This is a genomic window from Clostridium sp. ZBS2 (assembly GCF_023845855.1).
Taxonomy (GTDB): domain Bacteria; phylum Bacillota; class Clostridia; order Clostridiales; family Clostridiaceae; genus Clostridium; species Clostridium aquiflavi.
In genome coordinates this window covers 12,315-34,044 of record NZ_JAMQIF010000006.1, presented here as the reverse complement: position 1 = coordinate 34,044, position 21,730 = coordinate 12,315, and the positions used below count along the sequence as shown (strand labels likewise).

General features: G+C 26.1%; 19 protein-coding genes. 2 read left to right on the top strand and 17 right to left on the bottom strand.

Going from position 1 to position 21,730, the window contains the following annotated elements:
* Positions 1 to 44: 44 nt before the first annotated feature.
* The 12 genes from pyrG to NG918_RS02640 all read right to left on the bottom strand — a co-directional run bounded on the left by pyrG (position 45) and on the right by NG918_RS02640 (position 13,584).
* Positions 45 to 1,646, bottom strand: coding sequence for a CTP synthase (gene pyrG / locus NG918_RS02695; protein WP_252216314.1), 1,602 nt, complete (start codon positions 1,644 to 1,646; stop codon positions 45 to 47).
* A gap of 184 nt (positions 1,647 to 1,830) precedes the next feature.
* On the bottom strand, positions 1,831 to 2,130 hold the full coding sequence (locus NG918_RS02690) for a hypothetical protein (RefSeq protein ID WP_252216313.1): 300 nt from the start codon (positions 2,128 to 2,130) through the stop codon (positions 1,831 to 1,833).
* Between the two features lie 130 nt (positions 2,131 to 2,260).
* Positions 2,261 to 2,683 (bottom strand): YwiB family protein, encoded by a 423-nt coding sequence (locus NG918_RS02685; RefSeq protein ID WP_252216311.1) that lies wholly within the window; start codon positions 2,681 to 2,683, stop codon positions 2,261 to 2,263.
* A gap of 64 nt (positions 2,684 to 2,747) precedes the next feature.
* Positions 2,748 to 3,740 (bottom strand): tRNA 4-thiouridine(8) synthase ThiI, encoded by a 993-nt coding sequence (locus NG918_RS02680; RefSeq protein WP_252216310.1) that lies wholly within the window; start codon positions 3,738 to 3,740, stop codon positions 2,748 to 2,750.
* 30 nt (positions 3,741 to 3,770) lie between these two features.
* Positions 3,771 to 4,403 (bottom strand): stage II sporulation protein R, encoded by a 633-nt coding sequence (spoIIR, locus tag NG918_RS02675; protein WP_252216302.1) that lies wholly within the window; start codon positions 4,401 to 4,403, stop codon positions 3,771 to 3,773.
* A 61-nt stretch (positions 4,404 to 4,464) separates the two neighbouring features.
* Positions 4,465 to 5,307 (bottom strand): 4-(cytidine 5'-diphospho)-2-C-methyl-D-erythritol kinase, encoded by an 843-nt coding sequence (gene ispE / locus NG918_RS02670; protein WP_252216295.1) that lies wholly within the window; start codon positions 5,305 to 5,307, stop codon positions 4,465 to 4,467.
* Between the two features lie 180 nt (positions 5,308 to 5,487).
* On the bottom strand, positions 5,488 to 8,106 hold the full coding sequence (cphA, locus tag NG918_RS02665) for a cyanophycin synthetase (protein WP_252216284.1): 2,619 nt from the start codon (positions 8,104 to 8,106) through the stop codon (positions 5,488 to 5,490).
* Positions 8,078 to 8,923, bottom strand: coding sequence for a cyanophycinase (locus tag NG918_RS02660; protein ID WP_252216279.1), 846 nt, complete (start codon positions 8,921 to 8,923; stop codon positions 8,078 to 8,080). Before NG918_RS02660 ends, cphA begins: the two co-directional genes overlap by 29 nt.
* Positions 8,924 to 9,146: 223 nt before the next feature.
* Positions 9,147 to 10,709: a DUF3794 and LysM peptidoglycan-binding domain-containing protein gene (locus NG918_RS02655; RefSeq protein WP_252216276.1), complete on the bottom strand. Its 1,563-nt coding sequence runs from the start codon at positions 10,707 to 10,709 to the stop codon at positions 9,147 to 9,149.
* Positions 10,710 to 11,110: 401 nt separating this feature from the next.
* Positions 11,111 to 11,353: a Veg family protein gene (locus NG918_RS02650; RefSeq protein WP_003369318.1), complete on the bottom strand. Its 243-nt coding sequence runs from the start codon at positions 11,351 to 11,353 to the stop codon at positions 11,111 to 11,113.
* A 188-nt stretch (positions 11,354 to 11,541) separates the two neighbouring features.
* Positions 11,542 to 12,405, bottom strand: a complete 864-nt coding sequence (yabG, locus tag NG918_RS02645) for a sporulation peptidase YabG (protein WP_252216273.1) — start codon at positions 12,403 to 12,405, stop codon at positions 11,542 to 11,544.
* 177 nt (positions 12,406 to 12,582) lie between these two features.
* On the bottom strand, positions 12,583 to 13,584 hold the full coding sequence (locus tag NG918_RS02640) for a CotS family spore coat protein (RefSeq protein WP_252216266.1): 1,002 nt from the start codon (positions 13,582 to 13,584) through the stop codon (positions 12,583 to 12,585).
* A gap of 109 nt (positions 13,585 to 13,693) precedes the next feature.
* On the opposite strand from NG918_RS02640, the gene NG918_RS02635 reads away from it, so the two are divergent.
* Complete coding sequence (locus tag NG918_RS02635) at positions 13,694 to 14,836, top strand: glycosyltransferase family 4 protein (protein ID WP_252216264.1); 1,143 nt, start codon at positions 13,694 to 13,696, stop codon at positions 14,834 to 14,836.
* A 206-nt stretch (positions 14,837 to 15,042) separates the two neighbouring features.
* On the opposite strand, the gene NG918_RS02630 is transcribed toward NG918_RS02635, so the two are convergent.
* The 3 genes from NG918_RS02630 to NG918_RS02620 all read right to left on the bottom strand — a co-directional run bounded on the left by NG918_RS02630 (position 15,043) and on the right by NG918_RS02620 (position 17,941).
* Positions 15,043 to 16,086 carry a CotS family spore coat protein gene (locus tag NG918_RS02630; protein WP_252224376.1) on the bottom strand — a complete coding sequence of 348 codons (1,044 nt, stop codon included), beginning with the start codon at positions 16,084 to 16,086 and terminating at the stop codon, positions 15,043 to 15,045.
* A 93-nt stretch (positions 16,087 to 16,179) separates the two neighbouring features.
* A complete protein-coding gene (locus tag NG918_RS02625; protein ID WP_252216258.1) occupies positions 16,180 to 16,905 on the bottom strand; it encodes a spore coat protein in 726 nt (241 codons plus the stop codon).
* A gap of 19 nt (positions 16,906 to 16,924) precedes the next feature.
* Complete coding sequence (locus NG918_RS02620) at positions 16,925 to 17,941, bottom strand: CotS family spore coat protein (protein ID WP_252216255.1); 1,017 nt, start codon at positions 17,939 to 17,941, stop codon at positions 16,925 to 16,927.
* Between the two features lie 146 nt (positions 17,942 to 18,087).
* Here NG918_RS02620 and NG918_RS02615 point away from each other — a divergent pair, with 146 nt between their 5' ends.
* A complete protein-coding gene (locus NG918_RS02615) occupies positions 18,088 to 19,209 on the top strand; it encodes a glycosyltransferase family 4 protein (RefSeq protein ID WP_252216252.1) in 1,122 nt (373 codons plus the stop codon).
* A 2-nt stretch (positions 19,210 to 19,211) separates the two neighbouring features.
* Here the strand turns inward: NG918_RS02615 and NG918_RS02610 are convergent, their stop codons facing one another.
* Together NG918_RS02610 and eutH are read right to left on the bottom strand one after the other, a co-directional pair.
* A complete protein-coding gene (locus NG918_RS02610; RefSeq protein WP_252216249.1) occupies positions 19,212 to 20,348 on the bottom strand; it encodes an ABC transporter substrate-binding protein in 1,137 nt (378 codons plus the stop codon).
* 25 nt (positions 20,349 to 20,373) lie between these two features.
* The gene (gene eutH / locus NG918_RS02605) at positions 20,374 to 21,456 is read right to left on the bottom strand and encodes an ethanolamine utilization protein EutH (protein WP_252216246.1); all 1,083 of its coding nucleotides are present in this window, start codon (positions 21,454 to 21,456) and stop codon (positions 20,374 to 20,376) included.
* Between the last annotated feature and the right edge of the window lie 274 nt (positions 21,457 to 21,730).

The window sequence follows — 21,730 nt, the reverse complement described above, 5'->3', positions numbered from 1 at the left end:
CATAAAAAAGAGTTTTCTTTTNNAAAAGAAAACTCTTTTTTATCTTATCTTTGCTTTATAGCTGCTTCAATAAATCCTGTAAATAAAGGATGTGGTTTATTAGGTCTAGATTTTAATTCCGGATGAAATTGTACAGCTACATACCATGGGTGATTTGTAACTTCAACAATTTCAACTAATCTTCCATCAGGACTAGTTCCAGCTATTTTCATTCCTGATTCAGATATTTGTTGTCTAAATTTATTATTAAATTCATATCTATGTCTATGTCTTTCACTTATAAGTTCAGAATTATAAACTTTATATGAATTACTTTCTATATCTAATTTACAAGGATATTGACCTAATCTCATAGTTCCACCAAGATTTTCAATATCTTTTTGATCATTCATAAGATCTATTACTGGATATTTAGTACATGGATTTATTTCTGAACTATTTGCTCCATCATATCCTAACACATTTCTAGCGTATTCTATAACAGCACATTGCATTCCTAAACAGATTCCAAGAAAAGGTATATTATTTTCTCTAGCATATTTTATAGCTGATATTTTACCTTCTATTCCTCTATCACCAAATCCACCTGGAACTAATATTCCGTCAACACCGCCTAAAACTGCACTTACATCTCCTTGTTCTAGTTCTTCTGCATTAACCCATCTAATTTCTACTTTTGTATTATTCGCATATCCACCATGATTTAATGATTCAACTACTGATATGTATGCATCATGTAATTCTACATATTTACCAACTAATGCAATTTCTATTTTTTCTTTAAGACCTTTAATCTTTTCAACCATTTTAGTCCATTCATAATTGTCTATGTCTCTACATCCTAAATGAAGTTTTTCACAAACTAAATTATCTAATCCTTCTTCATGTAACATTAATGGTACTTCATAAAGATTATCCGCATCTAAGTTTTGAATCACTGAATTTCCATCTATATTACAAAATAATCCTATTTTAGCTTTTATATCATCACTAAGTTCTTTTTCTGTTCTGCAAACTATAATATCAGGTTGTATACCTATAGTTCTCAATTCTTTTACTGAATGTTGAGTAGGTTTTGTTTTTAATTCTCCAGCTTTTCCCAAGTATGGTACTAATGTAACATGAATATAACAAACATTTTCGGCTCCTACTTCACTCTTTATTTGTCTAATAGATTCCAAGAATGGTTGGGATTCAATATCTCCAACTGTTCCGCCTATTTCTGTAATTACTACATCTATGTTTCTTTCTTTTGCTACTTGATATACTTTATCTTTTATAGCATTTGTTATATGAGGAATAACTTGAACTGTTCCACCTAAGTATTCTCCTCTTCTTTCTTTTTCTATAACAGAACTATATATCTTACCAGTTGTAACATTTGAATTTTGAGTTAAACTTTCATCAACGAATCTTTCATAATGACCTAAATCTAAGTCTGTTTCTGCTCCATCATCTGTTACGAAAACTTCCCCATGTTGGTAAGGACTCATTGTTCCTGGGTCTACATTTAAATATGGATCAAATTTTTGAATTGATATATTTAGACCTCTGTTTTTTAATAATCTACCTAATGATGCAGCTGTTATTCCTTTACCTAATGCAGATACAACTCCACCTGTAACAAAAACGTATTTAGTGCTCATATTTATCCTCCCTATGAGAAATTTATTATTTTTTCATTTTTCCTATTGATTATATAATTAATTAGTGATATAATTGAAATTACCCCACTAATTACATAATGGGGTTATTTGTGCTGTAATAATTGCATTGCAACAACATAGATATTATAATAACACACAATTAAATTCATGACTAGACTTTTTTTTATATTTTTTCTATTCTATCTATATTGTCTTGAATTTCAAAATATTTTTTTCTAAAATCTCTATTAATCAATAACTTTTCCTCAGCTGACTTCAAATTATTATTAACACTTTGGGAGGATTTTACTCTTAATATCTCTTTAGCATTTTCTTGTTCTAAGCAACTGTAATTTTTCAAAAGCAATAATAATAAGTATTTATTTTCTCTTTCTTTTAATAATTCTATTAAGTCTTGTTCTCCAATACCGTAGTATTCACAAAGTCCATTAAGTATATTTATATATTTCATTTTACTTATCACAAATATCACCTCCTTATTTAAATTGTTTCCATAAATTTCATATTAATTCAATATATAGATTTTAAAACAATAAAAAATAAAAAAGATAACCCTTGTATAGATTATCTTTTTTTATAAAAACATTTAATATTTATTTATCATTTACCTTTATATCAACTACCAAATTAGTATTCATAGCTACTTGACCTTCTATCCCCATAGAATACTTAACATCAATAGTTCCACCATTTTCATTCACATCTATATCTAAATTTTTAGTATCTACATTCAATTTAAGAATTCCATATGGTGTTTTATATAAAGATGTTGATTTCATTCTTTTTTTAAAGTCCATCTTAGTTGTAGTTGATCCTTTTCTTTCTAATATGAATGAATTATCTCTAATAAAAATTATTGTTTTGGTTCCTTCCATTCCTGATATCTCAGTTTCATCATATTCAACTCTAAATTCATTATCATCTATATAAAATTCGCCAGGTGATATAACTTCTATTAGCTTATTATCATCCATAGAAGCATTGCTTTTAACCGTTATAATAGCCTTCTTTTTCATACTCGTCTCCCTCTTAATATGATATGATATTCAATCATACTATTATGTAAATAACTTTATATTATTATTTGTTTAAATTATAATCTTCTAATTCTTTTTGAGTAACAGAATCTACATTTTTAAATTTATTAAATTCAGTAGATACATTTCCATATTTAACTTCTACAGATTTTTCATCTTTTCCTTTACTATATCTAACTGCAAATCTACAAGCCAAAGTCAAATCTTCTTCCGTTGGATTATTACCTTCTGGAATTATAACCATTGCACCATTAAATTTAGATGTAAGAAATACTAAATCTTCTTTTATTAATAATTTCTTAAACTCTTCCCCTTCCTCTGCTGTTCTAGAAACTATAATTTTAACATTATTAGGAGTAACAAAATGTCTTCCATATTTTAAAAGATTAATTTCTCTTTGTGTAACATCAAATTTTCTATTTACTAATTCTCTAAGTCTAATAGAATAATTAGGTTCTGTTAATTTACATCCACCTGCTGGTGATGGATAATCCTTTATACCCCAACTTTCAGCTAATTCCATTTGAATAGCTCTACTTCTACCAGATATTTTTAGTAATTTTTCTCTATCTACTAAACCATCAATTTCCATTTGAGTAGGATTTAAATTTTGAGCACATAAAGGACGTAGTATTTTATCTGAATACCCAGATTCTTTCTTTACTATATTCAGAGCTTGTCTATTTTGAGACATTGGGCGCTGATTTAAAACTTCACCTGTAATTATGAAGTCAGCATTAAACTTTTCTAATAACTTTCCTGAATAATTCATCATCATTGAGTGACAATCAATACATGGGTTCATATTTTTTCCCCAACCATGTTTAGGATTTCGTACCAAATCAAAATGCTCTTCTGAAAAATCTATAACTTCTAGCTTTATACCTATTTGCTCTGTCATTCTCTTCGCATTTTCTTCATTAAAGAAATATGATTTAAAACAAATCCCTATAACTTCTATACCTTGTTCTTTTATTAACTTTGCTGCTAATATGCTATCAAGTCCTCCTGATATCATAGCTAATGCTTTTGCCATATATTAATCCTCCTATTTATAAAGTAATGTTTATTGATATTTGAATAAATTATCTATTACTTCCACTACTTTAAATTTAATTTTTATATTATCTTTTGAATCCTTTTTGTTAATTTCTTCTTTTATTTTATTTTGAGTTTTTTCGTATTCAATTTTTGCTTTTGACTCATCTACAAAACATAATGGTGGGAACATAACACACCACCAATTTCTTCCTTGTCCACTTCCTATTATAATTCTAAAAGCTTCATAATTTCCTTGTGGCAATACTATATTTCCATAAGATTTTTCCGGAAAATTTTCTCTAGATAATTCAATATTTACATCATAAGCATAATTATTTTCTTTAATTACTTTTTTTGCAATTGATCTTACTTCTTCAACATTATTTTTTATTATTTCTCTAGACTCTTCAAGAGAATCAGATTTATTTAAATAAGGGTATAAGTAATTTATAACCTCATCTCTAACTTTTAATTTTAAACTTTGATCTTCATTTGTATCACTGTTTGCTATAACATGAAATCTTATTAAAGAATTCTTTACTTCTTCATAATTTAACTCTTCAGAACCATTATTATTTACCTTATTAGAACTTGTACATCCTACAATTAATGTAGAAAAAATAATTATAATCACTAAGCAACTTAATACTCTTTTCATAATTTCACACTCCTATACTTGAAATATTTTCCAAATATAGGGATTTTTATTCAATTTATTTTTAAATTGTTCTAGTTATAAATACATCTACATATTTTTCTTTCATCTTTTCATAACACTTTTGGGCTTTTAACATGTCATCAAAGAAACCAAATACAGTTGGACCACTTCCACTCATCATGCTTCCTAAAGCTCCACATGTATTGATTTCCTCTTTTATTGTAGAGATAATCTTATATCTACCTAAAGTAACATTTTCAAGTAAATTTTTCATATTATTTGCTATAAAATCAATATTATTTTTTTTAATATTTGATATTAATTCATTTGTTTTAGGGTGAAAAATAACCTTTGATAAATCAAAAGCCTTATAAACCTCTTTAGTTGATACTCCAAATGGAGGTTTTACCACAACTAAAATTTTATTTCTAAATGGTTTTAATTTAGTAACTTTTTCTCCAATTCCTTCACATAATGCAGTACCACCACAAATACAATACGGTACATCTGCACCCAAATTTAATCCTAAATTCATTAATTCCTGCTGAGATGCATTTATATTAAACATTTTATTCATAATTTTCAAAACCGCAGCTGCATCAGTACTTCCACCTGCCAATCCTGCTGAAACAGGTATATTTTTTTCTATATTTATACAAATCCCACTTTTTATATTATAAGTTTCTTTAAATAAATTAGCCGCTTTATATGCTAAATTTCTTTCATCTGTAGGCACATAAGACTTATTACATTTCAGGCTTATTCCACTCGGAATCTTTTCAACTTGAACTATATCATATAAATCTATGTTTTGCATTATCATTTTTAATAAATGATACCCATCTTCTCTCTTGCCAATTACATCTAAGGAAATATTTATTTTTGCATAAGCCTTAATATTCATTTTTCTTTGCCCCTTCTAAGTACTTTAGGCACTTTAAAGAAAATAATTTCTATTCAGTTATTTAAGTAAAATAAAAAAATATCAAACTAAAATTTCTGAATACTTATGTTCTTTCAAATGCCTTAGTAACATTCTAACATAGGGAAAAAATCCTGTCTAATTAAGAATAAAATATTTCTTTTATAAATTAGATAACTTTAAATCCAAGGAATTATTGGAATTTTTATTATTTATATATTTTACAATTGATTCTAAATCTTCAAAAAACACTACTATTGTATCGCCTTTTTTACTTATCATTAATGCCTTTTCTAAAGCTTTTGTTTCATCTAAACATACATGTATTTTAGCATTTCTATTTTTCCTTAACACACCATTTTTTATTAGTGAAGCAATTTCTCCTTCACTTCTTCCTCTTCTATCTTTATCTTCTTTTATTATTATTTTATCTAAAATTTCAGAACATATTTCGCCTATTTCTATAGCTATATCATCACATCTATCACCAGGAATTCCTATTACCCCAATTAAATCTTTATCTCCTTTGATTTTAGATAAAGATGATAGTACCGCTTTATATCCTTCTATATTGTGACCATAATCTAATATTATTTTTCTATCTTCTATTTCATAAATATTAAATCTTCCATTATTACTATTTAAATCAAAGTTCATTATACCTTTTGAAATCATACAATAATCTACATTAAGGCCTACTAAAGCTCCACATGCAGCCATTATATTTTCTAAATTATATTTTAATAAACCATTATAAGAAAGCGGTACGTCATTTATAGAACATATTAAATATCTTTTATGATTATTTACTACAACTATATTATCATTTTCTATAAAGACAGATATTCCACCATAACTTATATTTTTTTGTATTAATTCATTATCAGCATACTTTGAGAAAAATATTTTATTGGCTTTAATTCTATTAATTATAGTTTTGCTCCATTCATCATCAGCATTTAATATAGTGAATCCATCTTCTTTTACTGCTTCTCCAACTAATGATTTAACAAAGCTTAACTCTTCCATAGAATTAATACCATCTAAACCTAAGTGATCATTAGTTATATTAGTTATCACAGAAATATCTGCAATATCATAAGCTAATCCTTTTCTAATTAATCCGCCTCTTGCGGTTTCTAATACAGCTATATCAACATCCCTATTTAATAATATTGTTTTTGCACTGTTAAACCCTGAATCATCACCTTTATGGATACATCTATTATTAACATATATTCCTTCAGTAGATGTCATTCCTACACTATATCCCATTTGACTTAATACATGGTTTATTAATCTAGTAGTTGTTGTTTTACCATTTGTTCCTGTTACAGATACTATTGGTATATTCTTAGGATCTTCACCATACATCATATTAATTATTGCTTTACCAACATTCCTTTCAATTCCTTTAGACGGAAAATGATGCATTCTTATTCCTGGTGCTGCATTAACCTCCATAATAACACCATTACTTTTAGCTATATCACAAGATATATTATCTACACATAAATCTATTCCACATATATCTAGACCCAATGCTTTGGCTGCATTTATACAATGATTTATATTTTCTTCACATATATCATCTGTACAATCAATAGCTATGCCCCCTGTAGAAATATTAGCATTTTCTCTTAAAAATACTCTTTCATTATCTTTAGGTATATAGCTAAGTGATACATTATTTTTATTTATATATGAAATTAATTGATCATCTATTTTTATTTTAGTTAAAGGTTTTTCATGATCCTCACCTCTTAAAGGATCTTTATTAATATTTTCTATAAGTTCTTTTAAAGTGTCCTTTCCATTTCCTATTACAAAAGGTGGTATTCTTAATGATACTGCCACAACTTTATAATCAACTACACAAACTCTATAATCATTTCCTTTAACATATTTTTCAATTAATATATCTTTGAACTTATTTTTCAAATTATTATATGATTTAATTAATTCATTTTCATTTTTTATGTTTAAATATATTCCATTTCCTTTACTACCATATTGAGGCTTTAGAACTACCGGGTATCCAATTTTTTCAGCACATTTTAATAAATCAATTATATTATAAACTTTTCCACCTAATGCTACTGGTATATTTTGATTTTCTAGTAATTGTTTTGTTAAAAGCTTATCACAAGAAATATCTACTGCAACACAGGTTGTTTTTTCAGATATAGCAGCTTCTATTACTTTTCCTTTTTTTCCATATCCAATTTGATAAAAACCACTATTGCCTAACTGAGTTATAGGCATATTATATTGTTTTGCAGCTTTGCAAATAGCATTTGTACTAGGCCCTATTTCCTCTGAATTTAATATTTCTTTTATTGAATTTATTCTCTCTTCAAAATTTATCGGAGATTGAATTATAAGAGCATTTATTAAATCAACAGATAATCTAAGGCATTCCATAGCTGTTTTAGCATATTCATATTGAAAAATTATATAATATCTATCTCCTTGTATTTCTCTAGCTTTTCCATAAGCTACTTCTATTCCTAATCTATTTTGTAATGCAATTGTTATATGTTCACATATATGTGCTAAGTAAGTGCCTTCTTTAAGTCTTGTAACAAACCCACCATCTTCATCTATACCACATCTATGTGTATGCAATTCTGGTACAAGCTTTAACAAATTAAAATTAAAATTAGGTATATCTTTACTTGGAGTTTCACAATATCCCTGTAAATCTACATCTATTCTTATGCATTTTTTATGAGAATATATGTTTTTTCCTTCATATATCCTTTCCTGTACTACTTTCATTACTTAACTTATCCTCCTCAAAAGGTAACTTTTTTATAAGATCAAATTTTTTACTATTAGTTAAAATATGTAATTTAACATTATACATGCTTAAAATGTCTTCTCCATAAAGTTCTGAGACATTTGTATATGTGATTTCACTTCCATCAATAAAATATACAGCACCTTCACCTATTACTTCTATTTTTCCTTCTTGATTAACTATTATTGCTGTATTTTCATCTATTCCTATACCTAATACTTCTGGATTTTCTGCTATACCAGTTAATAATCTACCAATTCTTCCTCTTTGAGCAAAATGTTGGTCAATTATAACATCCTTTATAAGTCCTAGACCGGGAGCCATTTTTAAAGTACATTTCCTTGGAGATTGTTCATCTGATCCTTCAACTATCATTGTATCGCTCATAACTGATGCTCCAGCTGATGTTCCCACAATAAATATTCCTTTTTTAAAGGCTTCTTTTAAAGCTGAATATATAGGACTTCCTCCAATTAAGCTGGTTATCCTTAATTGATCTCCACCTGTAAAAAATATTAAAGATGAATTTTTAATAAGTTCTACATTTTCCTCATTAAAAGAATCCATTCTTTCACTAATATCTAATACTCTTATATTTTTAACTTTTAATTCTCCAAAAGCTTTTTTATATTTAATCGCTGCTTCTTTAGGAAATTCTGTAGCAATGGTTGCAATTAATAAAACATCCTTATCTTTATCTATTGAAGCACATACTCTTTTTAAAATTTCTTTCTTCCCTTCTTTGTCTTCTCCTCCTCCAATTATTATCAGATTTCCATTTAAATTTTCATTCAAACTTTATCACCTCATATCATGTGCATTAGATATTGTTTCCATCAAAAAAATAATTATTCAAAAAAAAAGAAAAAGGCTCCATTATGCACAATAATGAAGCCTTTTTCTATTATTTCAATCTACATTTCAATATATTGTTTATATTTCAATATATTGATAAACATAAGTTTAATTTTATTTACTTCTATCCCATAAACTTTATATTATAATATGAATATTATTTTTAGAATATAGCTCTTCCAGGAATTATAAGTTTTTTACCACATTCGATATCATCTTGATCTTCTATATCATTTATTTTTATTAAATCGTCTACTGTAGTATTATACTTTTTAGCAAGATCCCATAAAGTATCATCTTCACCTACAACATATATAGTGACACTAGATTTTTTCTCTGGAACTTCCCCTTCTTGCTCTATAACATCACATATAAATTGTTTTTTAACTTCATAGCATATCTTAGCATACAACATTGCAGAAGCCTTTATTGCTATTGTATTTGCTTCTATAGTTGCTTCTAAACTCTCAAGATTGCATTTTATTATTGCCTTCATTCCTTTTTTAGCACCTTGAATGTCTATTATTGAATTAAATGGTATATCTGCTTTTACATTAGCTAAATACTTATCTTGGTCACTTGTTTTATACAACACATCAACTTTTAGAACACCTTCTACAATAATCTTATCATTTTCAACTTGTTTGTCAGATATTAACAATGTTCCATTAGAACAGATTATTTGCTCTGGTATTAAATTATTCTCATTTAATGCTATATTATCCTTAATAATAATTTCTGAACTATTTGTCCCTTGTATAGCACCTAATTCATACTCTTCTTTTTTCAATTCTATTGGAAAATTAGGACAATATGCATCTTTTATTACATCAACATTTTCTTTTGAAAATACCTTTATATTTGCTTTCACTATAAATTCATTATTTATTATTCTTACTTCTCCTAAGTCGTCTTCTTCTAGCATCAAATCATTATTTTGAATATTATATGACACAGAATACATCATATCTGAATTAACGCCTTTTACTTCCTCTTCTTTTGATAAATAAACATCATCTTCAATAGATATTATTTCTTTAGATTCATCGCCTTTATAAAGAATGTTTAATTTACAATAGCAACTTAGATATACTTTATCTTCCAATATTTTTATTTCTTTTTTATGAAGTAATAATGAACATTTTAAGATTTTACTTATTTGAGGTTTGTCCATTCCCACTCTAATATTAGATTTTCCAACTAATTCAACTTCTTCATTTGCACTAATTCTATTAATTTTTTCAGTCTTTTTTAAAATTTCTATATCATCTGTTCCTTCTATATCTTTAACAAATTCAAATTCACTACTCTTATACATCTCCCAATATATTTCAAAAACACCTTGGATAGATATTTTTCTTTCATTCATTATAGTAGCTTCAATATGTTCCACTTTACATTCTAATTCACAAACGATTTTATGTTCTTCTTGGTTCAAATCAATATTGCTACTAAATTTTTCTGTATAGCTAACAGAGTTTACAACCATCCCCTCTTCTCTAGCTAAATACAAAACTGTATATTCAACCATTCCTTCTAAAGCAATTTTATCACCAACAAATTCCTTACTAACTATTACAGGTCTAGCTTCAACAGTTAATATTTCTTGAACATCTGGATGAGTATCTGGAATTAAATATTCTTCTTTTAAAACACAATCTGAATTACTCTCTTTTATTAGTTGTTCAAAACCTATACTTTCTTTTATTGCATCTATTTGTGACATAACATATCCCTCCTATAGAATTTCTACTATTATTTATATAATCATTACTACGATTTTATGAATAAATAATATACTTTTTTCTAAATTATATTTACCAATTAATTTCAGAATTTTTAAATTATTTGTCGTAAAAAATTTTTTTGTGATTTTTATCGATAAATATGTTGACATATATTATATTTTGTCGTATTATTGTAATTGGTTATTGACCATATAACCTCTCATAAATTCTCAATACCCTTTTATACCATAGTTGAAAGATGGAAACCCACCATCTTTCTTTTTTTATGCCTTTAAATAAATTTATTACCTTTTTTATATGAAAAATGCTTTTTCTATAATGCATCACAGTTCAAAAATTCTGTAATTTTAAATGAAAAAAACTTCGATTAAATCGAAGTTTATATTGATTGCGGAAATACCAATTGTACAGTCTTTGTTAATACATCTGAGTAACTATATGTCACAGTCCTTGGGGTGTCAGTCTTTAGTTTTATTACAAATATGCTATCATATACGCTGTCAATTACTCCATCATTAACTAGAATCTTTTTTCTTCCTCCATTAGCTCTTAAGGTTACTTTATCACCTACATGCTTTTCTATGTCTTTTTTTATTGAGGAAATTGTTTTTATTGTTTCCATTTAAACACCCTCTTTCTAATTCAAAATTATACACTGAAAAGAGGTTTTTGTCAAGTAAAATTTATATTTTATCATTTATCTATAGGTTTTGTCAATGTAAATATATTGAATTCTACATTTAAATTTTCTCTTCTTGGTCTTATTATTCAGGTTTAGGTCTTATTTTATTCATTTTTTATAAATTATTTCTAAACGAATGGTGATTTAGGATAACCTTCTCTATATTTACCTCTTGTTTGTAGTCCTCCTATCCCCTTTATACCTGTTATTGTATTCTCTATAACATCTTTAATAGAAACTACTTCATCTATTCTTGTATAGGCTATTTTTTCACAAACAAAAACCGGATCTAAGCAATGAATTAAAACTCTACTTGGAGATGAGGCAAAATTAGCTCCTGCATCAAGCATACATTCATAACAACTTTGACATGCTCCTGCAAATATAACCAATTCATCATAACTAGAATTGTAATCCCTTAATGCTTTAATAGATTCTAAGTAATATTTAGAATTTCTATAATTATTTAAATCCAAATAATTTCTGGAGTCTTTTAATACTCCATCATGACCTGTTAGAACTACTATATCTGGTTTTATTTCTCTTACCAAATCAACTATAATACCAGGTTGTTTACTCTCAGGAACACACCTTCCAACTGCATCTAGTGATAACTGCTTGTATACTTTCAAACAAGTCTCCATATAATCGCTATCACCATCTACATGTAGTATTTTTCCTGGTCTACCAAACATCAATTCATTATCAGGTTTTATCTTTGGTGCTTTATTTGCTTTTTCCCTAAAATCAGTTCTTACAGATAATGCTTTTTTTATTGCATCATTTACTCTTGTATTTAAAATTTTATCTTGTGAAGCCATGAATTTATCATTAACTTCTTCTAAGTCTTCTTCTGAAGAGTCAGCTATAATTCTTATACTTATTCCCTTTAAAATAAATACATTTTTCCCATTTTCATTTCTAATATCTATTATTTTAAATGTAACATCTTTATCATAAGACTTTCTTACCACAATATCTCCTATATCCATTTTTGCTCCTAAATATATTAGTATAATTCATATTATGATGGTAAAATTAAAAGTTTCTTATGTGGTAAAATTAAAGCAAAGTACCTACGCCACACTTCAATAGGCAATTGACAATAAAATAAGTCCTATTAATATAAGAACAACTTATACTAATAGGACTTTTTCCTATCACATTCATTACTCAATAGTATACTCTTTTTTAAATTCATTTAAGAATGATAAGAATTTATCTTTTTCTTCTATTATTGAACTTAGCTTATTAGTAAATGTATTTTGCCCCCAATTAACTTCATTGTAATAATACCTATTTGCCAATCTCCAATATCTTTGTGGAAATTGTAAGTATGCATATAAGACTTTATATTCATCATCTCTAAGTTTAGACACTGAATTATATGATTCAATAATAGCTTTAGCAAAATCAATATTCCAATCTACTCTTTTTAAAACTTTTATCATAAAATTACTTATATCAAAAGTTCTAACTTCTCTCTTGCAATAGTCAAAATCTATTATATGTGACTTTTCATTACTATCTATAATTATATTATGATAAGTAAAATCATGATGACAGAATGTCTTTTCTTGTTCTGCAACCATACACAATTCATAGTAATTTGATTCCTTTAATGTTTGCAAGGCTTGTTTGCCTAATTCCCTGTAGAATTCTACTGATTTTAGATATATCATATCAAAATCATTTTTTATATTTCTTTTTCTTATAATATCTTTCATTTTGTCTAAAGATTTTGTTCTCTTTTCCATTAAATGAGGCCATCTTCCTAAATCACTCTTTAATTTTGAATTTTCTGGTGGATCATATCCCTTAGATGCTTCATGCATATATGCAAGAGTTTGCGCTGCTATTTTCACCTCATCAATATTTCTAAAATCGCACTCTCTGCCTTCTAACCATTCAGATAAAGTATATAAATCCTCATTTACTAGTGCATATGGTTCATCATTAACATTTAAATAATATCTATCTAAATAACCAAAACCATTCTTTATTAAATGTTCTTTTGCACCATATACAAATAATAATTTTTGAGGCCCATAATTTATCCTCTTTAAACATCGTTCTCCCTTGTTAGTCTTAAGATAGTAAACACCCTTATTAGCCTTAATTGTTTCTATCTTAATATCGAACTGTCTTTCTATTTCAAATTCCCTCATCATAGTGCTCACCTCCTTTATAATTTATATGTGCATATTACTTCTTTTATTAACATTTTTTATATTCTTTTAATATAATAAATTAATATAAATTCTTTGAAAGGATTAAATAATGCGAATAGGAATAGATGGCAGAGCTGCGAAATGGTATAGAGGCACTGGTATTGGCACATATACTCATGAATTAATTAGAAGCTTAAATACTATCGATAACACTAATGATTATTTAATATTTATGCCAAAGTGTGATTCTCTAAATAATCTAAACGCTAACTTTTCAATACAAAATGTAGAATCAAGCGATGATTATGATAACTTCTGGGATGAAATTAAAGTTCCTAATATTTTAAATAACTCAGATATGGAAATTTATCATGTACCTCAAAATGGAATTGGAATTTCTAAAAATATTAATTGTAAAAAAGTAATTACATTACATGATATTATTCCACTTAGAATGCCAGAAACAGTTAGTGATAGATATCTTAGAATTTTTAATGATGAATTACCTAGTATATTAGAAAATTGCCAAGGTATAATTACGGTCTCTGAGTTTTCTAAAAACGATATAGCTAACGAATTTAATTTTCCAAAAGAAAATATATATGTTACTCCTCTTGCAGCGGAAGAAATTTATAGACCATTAAGTAAATGTCAATGCAAAAAAATAATTAGTGAAAAATACAATATAGATGATAATTTTATTCTTTATGTAGGTGGATTTAGTCCACGAAAAAACATATTAGGATTAATTGATGCATACTCTAAACTTCCTTATAGCACAATGGAAAAAACTAAGCTTGTTATTGTAGGAAAGAAAGGTCAATCATATTTTAGATATAAAGAACGTGCTGAAAAATTAGGAGTATCATCTAATGTAATATTCACTGGTTTTATTCCTCTTGAAGATATGCCTGTATTTTACAATGCAACTGAAGTTTTAGTTTATCCATCATTTTATGAAGGATTTGGACTTCCTCCGTTAGAGTGTATGGCTTGTGGTACACCTGTTATAGTATCTAATGTTACATCTCTTCCAGAGGTATGTTATGAGTCTGCTCTATTAATAGATCCTCATAATATAGATGAATTGTCTTATGACATCCAAAGAGTGCTAGAAAACAGTGTTTTAAAATTAACTATGGTTAATAAAAGTTTAAAGAGAAGTTCTAAATTCTCATGGAATAAAACTGCTTATGAAACTATAAATGCTTATAAATCAATATTATTTGAAAATAAAATTTCACGAAAGTAAATTGGCATGTCTAATAAAGGTTGATATTGTAATTAAGTTTATGTAATATTCATTTCTTAACTTTGAATTTATATTACATAAAAACTTTCTTACAATATCAATAATATTTTTAAACATATGCACTTAAAAAGCTGTCTCAAGTAATTTTGAGGCAGCTTTTAGTTGTTTTTATTTTAATTGCTCCGTCCACTATGATTGTACATATATCAACATTCTGATAAAACATAACTTTTATATTCTTCTATAAAATCTTTTCTAAATTGCTCATTATTTAATTTTGAATTAAATCTATTTAAATAAACTTCATAATCCCATTTCTTTCTCTTGTAATAATAATCTCTTGATATATTATAAAAATCTCTAGGAAAATATAATAGTATATATAATATTTCCTTTTCTTCTTCCATCAAAGGTAAAACTTCTTCATAAGAATTTATTGCTAATAACATCTTATCAATATCAAATGCAGAATTTTTTATAGATTTTAATATAAAATCTGCTATATCCATTATTCTTAAATCTATAGTTAAAAAATCAAAGTCTATTATACTTACATCCTCTTTTTTTATTAAGAAGTTATGATATGCCAAATCATTATGACATAATGATATGGTTTGTCCATTTTTTCTCAAATCAGTATATTTGCTTTTTGAAAGCAATTCTTTAACAACTATAATATCTTGCAAATATTTATCAACATTATTAATAAATAAATTATCAAATTCGTTCTTATATTTATATTTACTTACTAGTTCTTTTAAAAAGCTAAGTTCATCATATGCCTTCTCAAATTTCCACTCCAATGATTCATCTAAAAAATCTTCATTTAACTTTTTTATTAATTCTTCTCTAATACCACTAGAAGCCTTATGCATTAATGCAATATTCTTAGCACATAATTTTATCTCTAAAGGGTTTGTAAAACATGCTTCTCTTCCGTCTAATAAGTCCATTACAACATAAGTTTTATCTTTCCACTTCTTATATATTGAACCATTTTCAAACTCACTATAAGTTATTATATTATTATACTTATCTTTTATATAATTTAACGATTCATTAATTAAAGTTAATTTTTTTTCATTACAGTCTACTTTTTTTAAAATTTTATTACCATTATCGGTGTATATTATAAATACATTTCTTACTGGACTTATATCGTTTATGTTAATTCCTAATTCATTAAAAAATTCAAAACTCAAATCGTAATCACATAGAGAATTCCTCTCAGCATATCTAATCCTATTCATTTACATCCTCCCTACAAATAAAGAAACAACTCCATTATTGTATCTTCTAGCATTCTTGCTTAGTAAAAATAAAAATATTGTATATATTCACTATCAGATAAATATTTTACTTTCATAATCTATACTATTTTTAAATTGTTTTGAAAATTCTTCATATGTTTTTAATTTTTTATTGACTCTATACTTTTCCCATATTTTTAAAGTATCTCTTGGAAAACTACACAATGCTCTCAAATAATTTATACTGTAATTAGATAAATGTGATTCATATACAAAAACTTTTATCAATTTTTCTTCATCTATACAATTATTTTTTCTTTTAATTCTTTTTATATATTTATATAAATCTTCTTCTACTAAGTTATATGACATATACTTCAGACTTCCTATTTGAATATTTCCATTAAATCTTAAATTTCCTTGATCACTCCTTCCAATACATAATTCTTCTCTATTCATGCTTCTTTCTATAATTCCAAAATAATTATGAGAGTATATATAATTTATTACATCATTTGCTTGGTTTAATAATCTTCTACCATCTGAAATAATTAATTTTTCAAAATCATTCTCTATTCCTCTATTCATTATATTCTCATAATCTCTTTGTAATCTTCTTATTTGAACCTTATAACTCTCAATTTCTTTTCCTATAGTACTCTTAATTCTAATCAAAGATTCATTATTATATCCTAATAAAATTTTTTGGAGATTAACCATTGTTTTTACTTGATCTATAGCTTTTTTATTGGTTATATTTTTATCATATTCAAAATACTTCCCCGCAACATCTATTCCCTTACTATTTAAATATTGCATTATATCTAATTCTTCTATTTTAATCTCCTCCTTTGAAGTAATCCTCTATAAATGCTTCTCTTTCATAACAATCGTCTAAGTATTTATTTAATTTATTAATAAAAAATTCTTCTCCCCAAGATTGTTGTTCCCAATATACTTGTATTCCTAACTGCCAGAAGCATTGTGGAAATCTAATAAATTCTCTCATTAATGGAATTTCTTCTTTTTTCAATTCAATTATATCCTCATAATTTTTTAATATTAAATCTGCTTTTTTATCTTCCCATTTTCCATATTTCATACTTCTTATACAAAGAGATGATAAATCATGTAAATGAGAATCTAGTATACAATAATCAAAATCAATTATATTAATTTCATTATTGTTATCAATTAAAATATTGTGATTTGCATAATCATGATGACAAAATCCTGATTTAAATACTTCTTTCTTCATTATCTCCATATAATTATTTCTTTTTAAACCTTCAATACTTTTTTCTGCTCTTTTTAATTCTTTATCTATATTTTTTAAATATAATAAATCAAAATCTGACTTATTAGCCTTTTGACTTATCCTATTTTTAAAATCTAATATTTCATTAGATCTTGTTTTAAATACATCTTCCCAAGAAAACCAACCTATCCTAGGTTGCATCTTATCATTTATTGTGAAATTCTTACTACACTCATGTAATTCTGCTAATTTATTAGACACCTTAGCCAGTTCAAATGGATTGTCATAATTGCTTACTCTAGATGGTATCCATTCTGTTAAATATGCATATTTTCCATCTAAACTAATATATTCTTTACCATTTTTAGTCCTAATAAATTCAGGAATCTTACTAAATTTATTTTGCTGTAGATGTTTAATTGCAGACAAAATAAAATAAAAGTGTTCAAAATTATACTTTATAATTTTTATAGAATAACCTTTATCTTTTGATATTACCTTATAACTATTTTTAACTTTTTCTAAATTATCTACTTCTATTTCATAATTTTCTTCAATATAATCCTTTATTTTTAATACCATATCATTATTTTTCATAAAATTCCCCAAAAATATTATTCTTTTTATTGTATGTTATTTAATAATTTATTGTGATTTAGTAGATATAAAACAACTAATTTTGTATTCACAAAAACCAAGTTAATTTAATATCTTAGTTATATATGTATGTTAAGAGGTGTTTTATGGAAATTGCTATAGATGCTCGTAGTTCTACATTACATCAGGGGACAGGTATAGGAACTTACACTAACAATCTTATATCTAATATGTTATCTGTAAATTTTGAAGATAATTTCACTTTATTTTGTTCTGGAAAATTTAATAAAGACTTTATTAATAAAAACACAGATATTATATATTCTTCAGGAAAACATTCTAGTTTTTATGAAAAATATTATATTCCAAATATATTAAAAGAAAAGAAGATAGATCTTTATCATATTCCTCAAAATGGAATTGGGTTGGAATATTCTAATGCATATAAAAATGTGGTTACTATACATGACCTAATTCCTTATATAATGCCTGAAACAGTTGGAAAAGGATATTTGGAACGCTTTCTTAAAGATATGCCTGAAATCATTTATAATTCAGATGGTATACTTACAGTTTCTGAATATTCAAAGAAAGATATATTAAAGTTTTTTAATGGTTATCCTGAAGATAAAATATTTGTAACTCCACTTGCAGCTAACTCTAAGTTTAAACTTTTAAATAAAATAAATTGTAAAAATTATTTAAATACAAAATTTAATATAAATCAGCCATTTGCTTTGTATATAGGTGGATTTAGTTCAAGAAAAAATGTTTTAGGAGTTATCAAAGCATATATGAAAACATATAAAGATTTTAAAAAGCCCTATAAATTAGTTTTAGTTGGTGGATTAAAAGATGAGGGTGAAAAATTATTAGATTTTGTTAAAACCAATAATTTAGAAGATAATATTATTTTCCCTGGATATGTAAGCGATGATTTATTGCCTATTTTTTACAATGCATGTGACGTGTTTTTATATCCTTCTTTTTATGAAGGTTTTGGACTGCCTCCATTAGAAGCGATGAGTTGTGGAGCTCCCGTAATATCCTCCATTCTCTCTTCAATTCCTGAGGTAACTTCCAATGATGCAATACTTATTAACCCTTATGATGAAGAATCTTTAAAAAATTCATTGGTTGAAGTCCTGAATAATGATAGTTTGAAAGCTGAATTATCAAAAAAAGGATATAATAGAAGCCTCCAATTTACATGGAGGCAAACAGCAATAAAAACATTAGATGCTTATAAAAAAATTATACAATCTTAAGCTTAATCTAAAAGTTCATTTTTTATTTTAATATATTTATCATATTGTTTCATAATTGGAGCTCTCTCTTCTATGTTGCTCATTACAACGAGAGGGCTTTTTCCTGTGAAATTTTTAATTGTATCTTCTGTTTTTATATTTTTATAAGTATAAAGAAAACTAGAAAAAAACTTTCCTTCTTGAATATAATCCATTGACACTTTCGTATTAGTTATTAAATATGTTATGAATTTTTCTACTAATTCAGCATTTTCTTGCTCATCATCTAAAACTATTAAATTATCTCCTTCTTCACAATAAAATCTATTAGTTCCTAAACTTATGCTTGGGGGATTGATTGCAGTCCATTCACACTCTACATCCAATGCTTTAAGCTCTCTCATTGCATCAATTGAAGATATCCTAGCCAAGAATTTTCCATCACTATTTAAATTTAATATATTATTATTTCTAAGAGTATCTATTCTTTCTTTAACTTCATTTTTTATAACATCTTCTGTCTTGTCCTCATCTATATATTGCATAATAATCAAGCTAACCAAGTCCTCATAATCACTTCCTGTAGCATTTAGAATCTGAACAGTGCCATTGCTTTTGTTATATATATCAACACCTAATTTTATAAAATCATCCCAAGTGTTAATATCATCACTACTATAGCCATACTCTCTTAACATATCAGTTCTTATATATAATACCATTGGTTTGGAGTTTAATGGAACTCCCATTAATTTATCATCTATTCTAACTTGATTTATTCTGGACTTTGAAAAATTTTTAGAATATGTATCTAAAATTTTTTTCATATCCTTATATTTAATATTATTATTTTCATTTAAATTTTCAAATTCTAATCTATTTAATAATAATATATCAGTAGATTTATACTTATTATATTTTTCCTTGTTTAATGTTTCACTATAATCATCAATACTATTAATCTCTATATGAACTTTATTATTATCTTCCATGAATTTATCACTGCATTGCTTTAAGTATTCATATGAATCTTCTTTTACAAAAACATTTATGTACCCCTTAACTTTTGGAGTATTATCATCTTGGATGTAAAGTACACAAGATATAATGATAATTACAGTTACAAAAAAAGTTAAGCAATATTTAAGTATATTTCTCATTATTCACACCTCTAAATATTTAACATTATTTTTTATACTTTTGCTCATATTTTAAATAAGTTAAAGCAAAAAGTACTGCTAATATACCACAAAGTAATTTTATAAAAATATATATAGACAATAACTTTGGAGCTACACTTGATACATACCCCATTTGACCTCCAAGTACATACGCACCTCCAACTGAAAATGCTGTACAAATAATTTTACCTCTATCATCTAGTTTATCGAAATTTGAAAATATAACAATTGCTGAAGCTAAACTTCCAATAAGTGCAGCAATAGAATTCAAATTGATATTAAAAAGTTTACTTATTCTACTTAAAGGTTTGCTTAATGATCTTTTTATTACTTCTAACATCACATATGCACCGCCTAAAAACAGAGCTATTCTTCCAACAATAGTGATTACTTCTTCAATAGGCATAATATTATTTAAAAGCTTTATTCCTGAAATAGAATATACCCCTTGTATGATTAATCCTATTATACTTATAAACATTATCATTTTTCCTAAATATTTAAAAATTATTATTAGTTTTTTGGGTCTAAAAATTATACCTAATGTTAAAATTATTGAGAGTAATATTACAGGAAGTAAGTTATAAATTAAAGTGTACACTTGTACCCTTAACATTATTCCTCCAATAAATAAACCTAAAGGCATTGTTATAATTCCACATAAAATCCCCTTAAATACTATTTCCATCATTTCTTGTTTCACTAAACCTACAGCTAATGGTAAAGTAAAGCTAATAGTACAGCCTAAAATTGATGACATTAATATCCCTGAGAAATTCCCCATAGAATTAGATAATGCTAATTCATTAGATAAATTAAAACCACCCATATCAATTGCTATTAGACTTGCTGGAAATATAGATGCATCTAAAGATAGTTTTTGTGCTATTGGTGTTAAAAAGTTAGTTAAAACCTCAGCTAAAAATGGTGTTAAAGACAATATACCAACCATAGATATAGCAAGCGATCCCATTGTTTTTATGCCTTCTTCAAAGTAACTAGATACTTTTAATTTATCTCCTTCTATATAGTCAATAGCACCAATTAAAAAGAAAAATGCTATAATACTTAATACTATATTATTCATGTTTTTCCTCCATATTTAAATTAAATAACTAAAATCCATAATACTCCTTATTGTATAAATTATTGCTAAGAGTATTTAAATTCTAAACATCTAAGCTTTGTCCCAGTTAATGGTATAAATATTTCAAATTTAGACGTAATAAAAAGTCTATCTAATACTAACAATTCTTTTATATGGAATCAATATTAAGTATAACATAAAAAGTCTCCTTTATTATAAAAGAAGACTTTTTATAAACAAAACTCAACTATAATAATCTATTTTCCTAGCATAA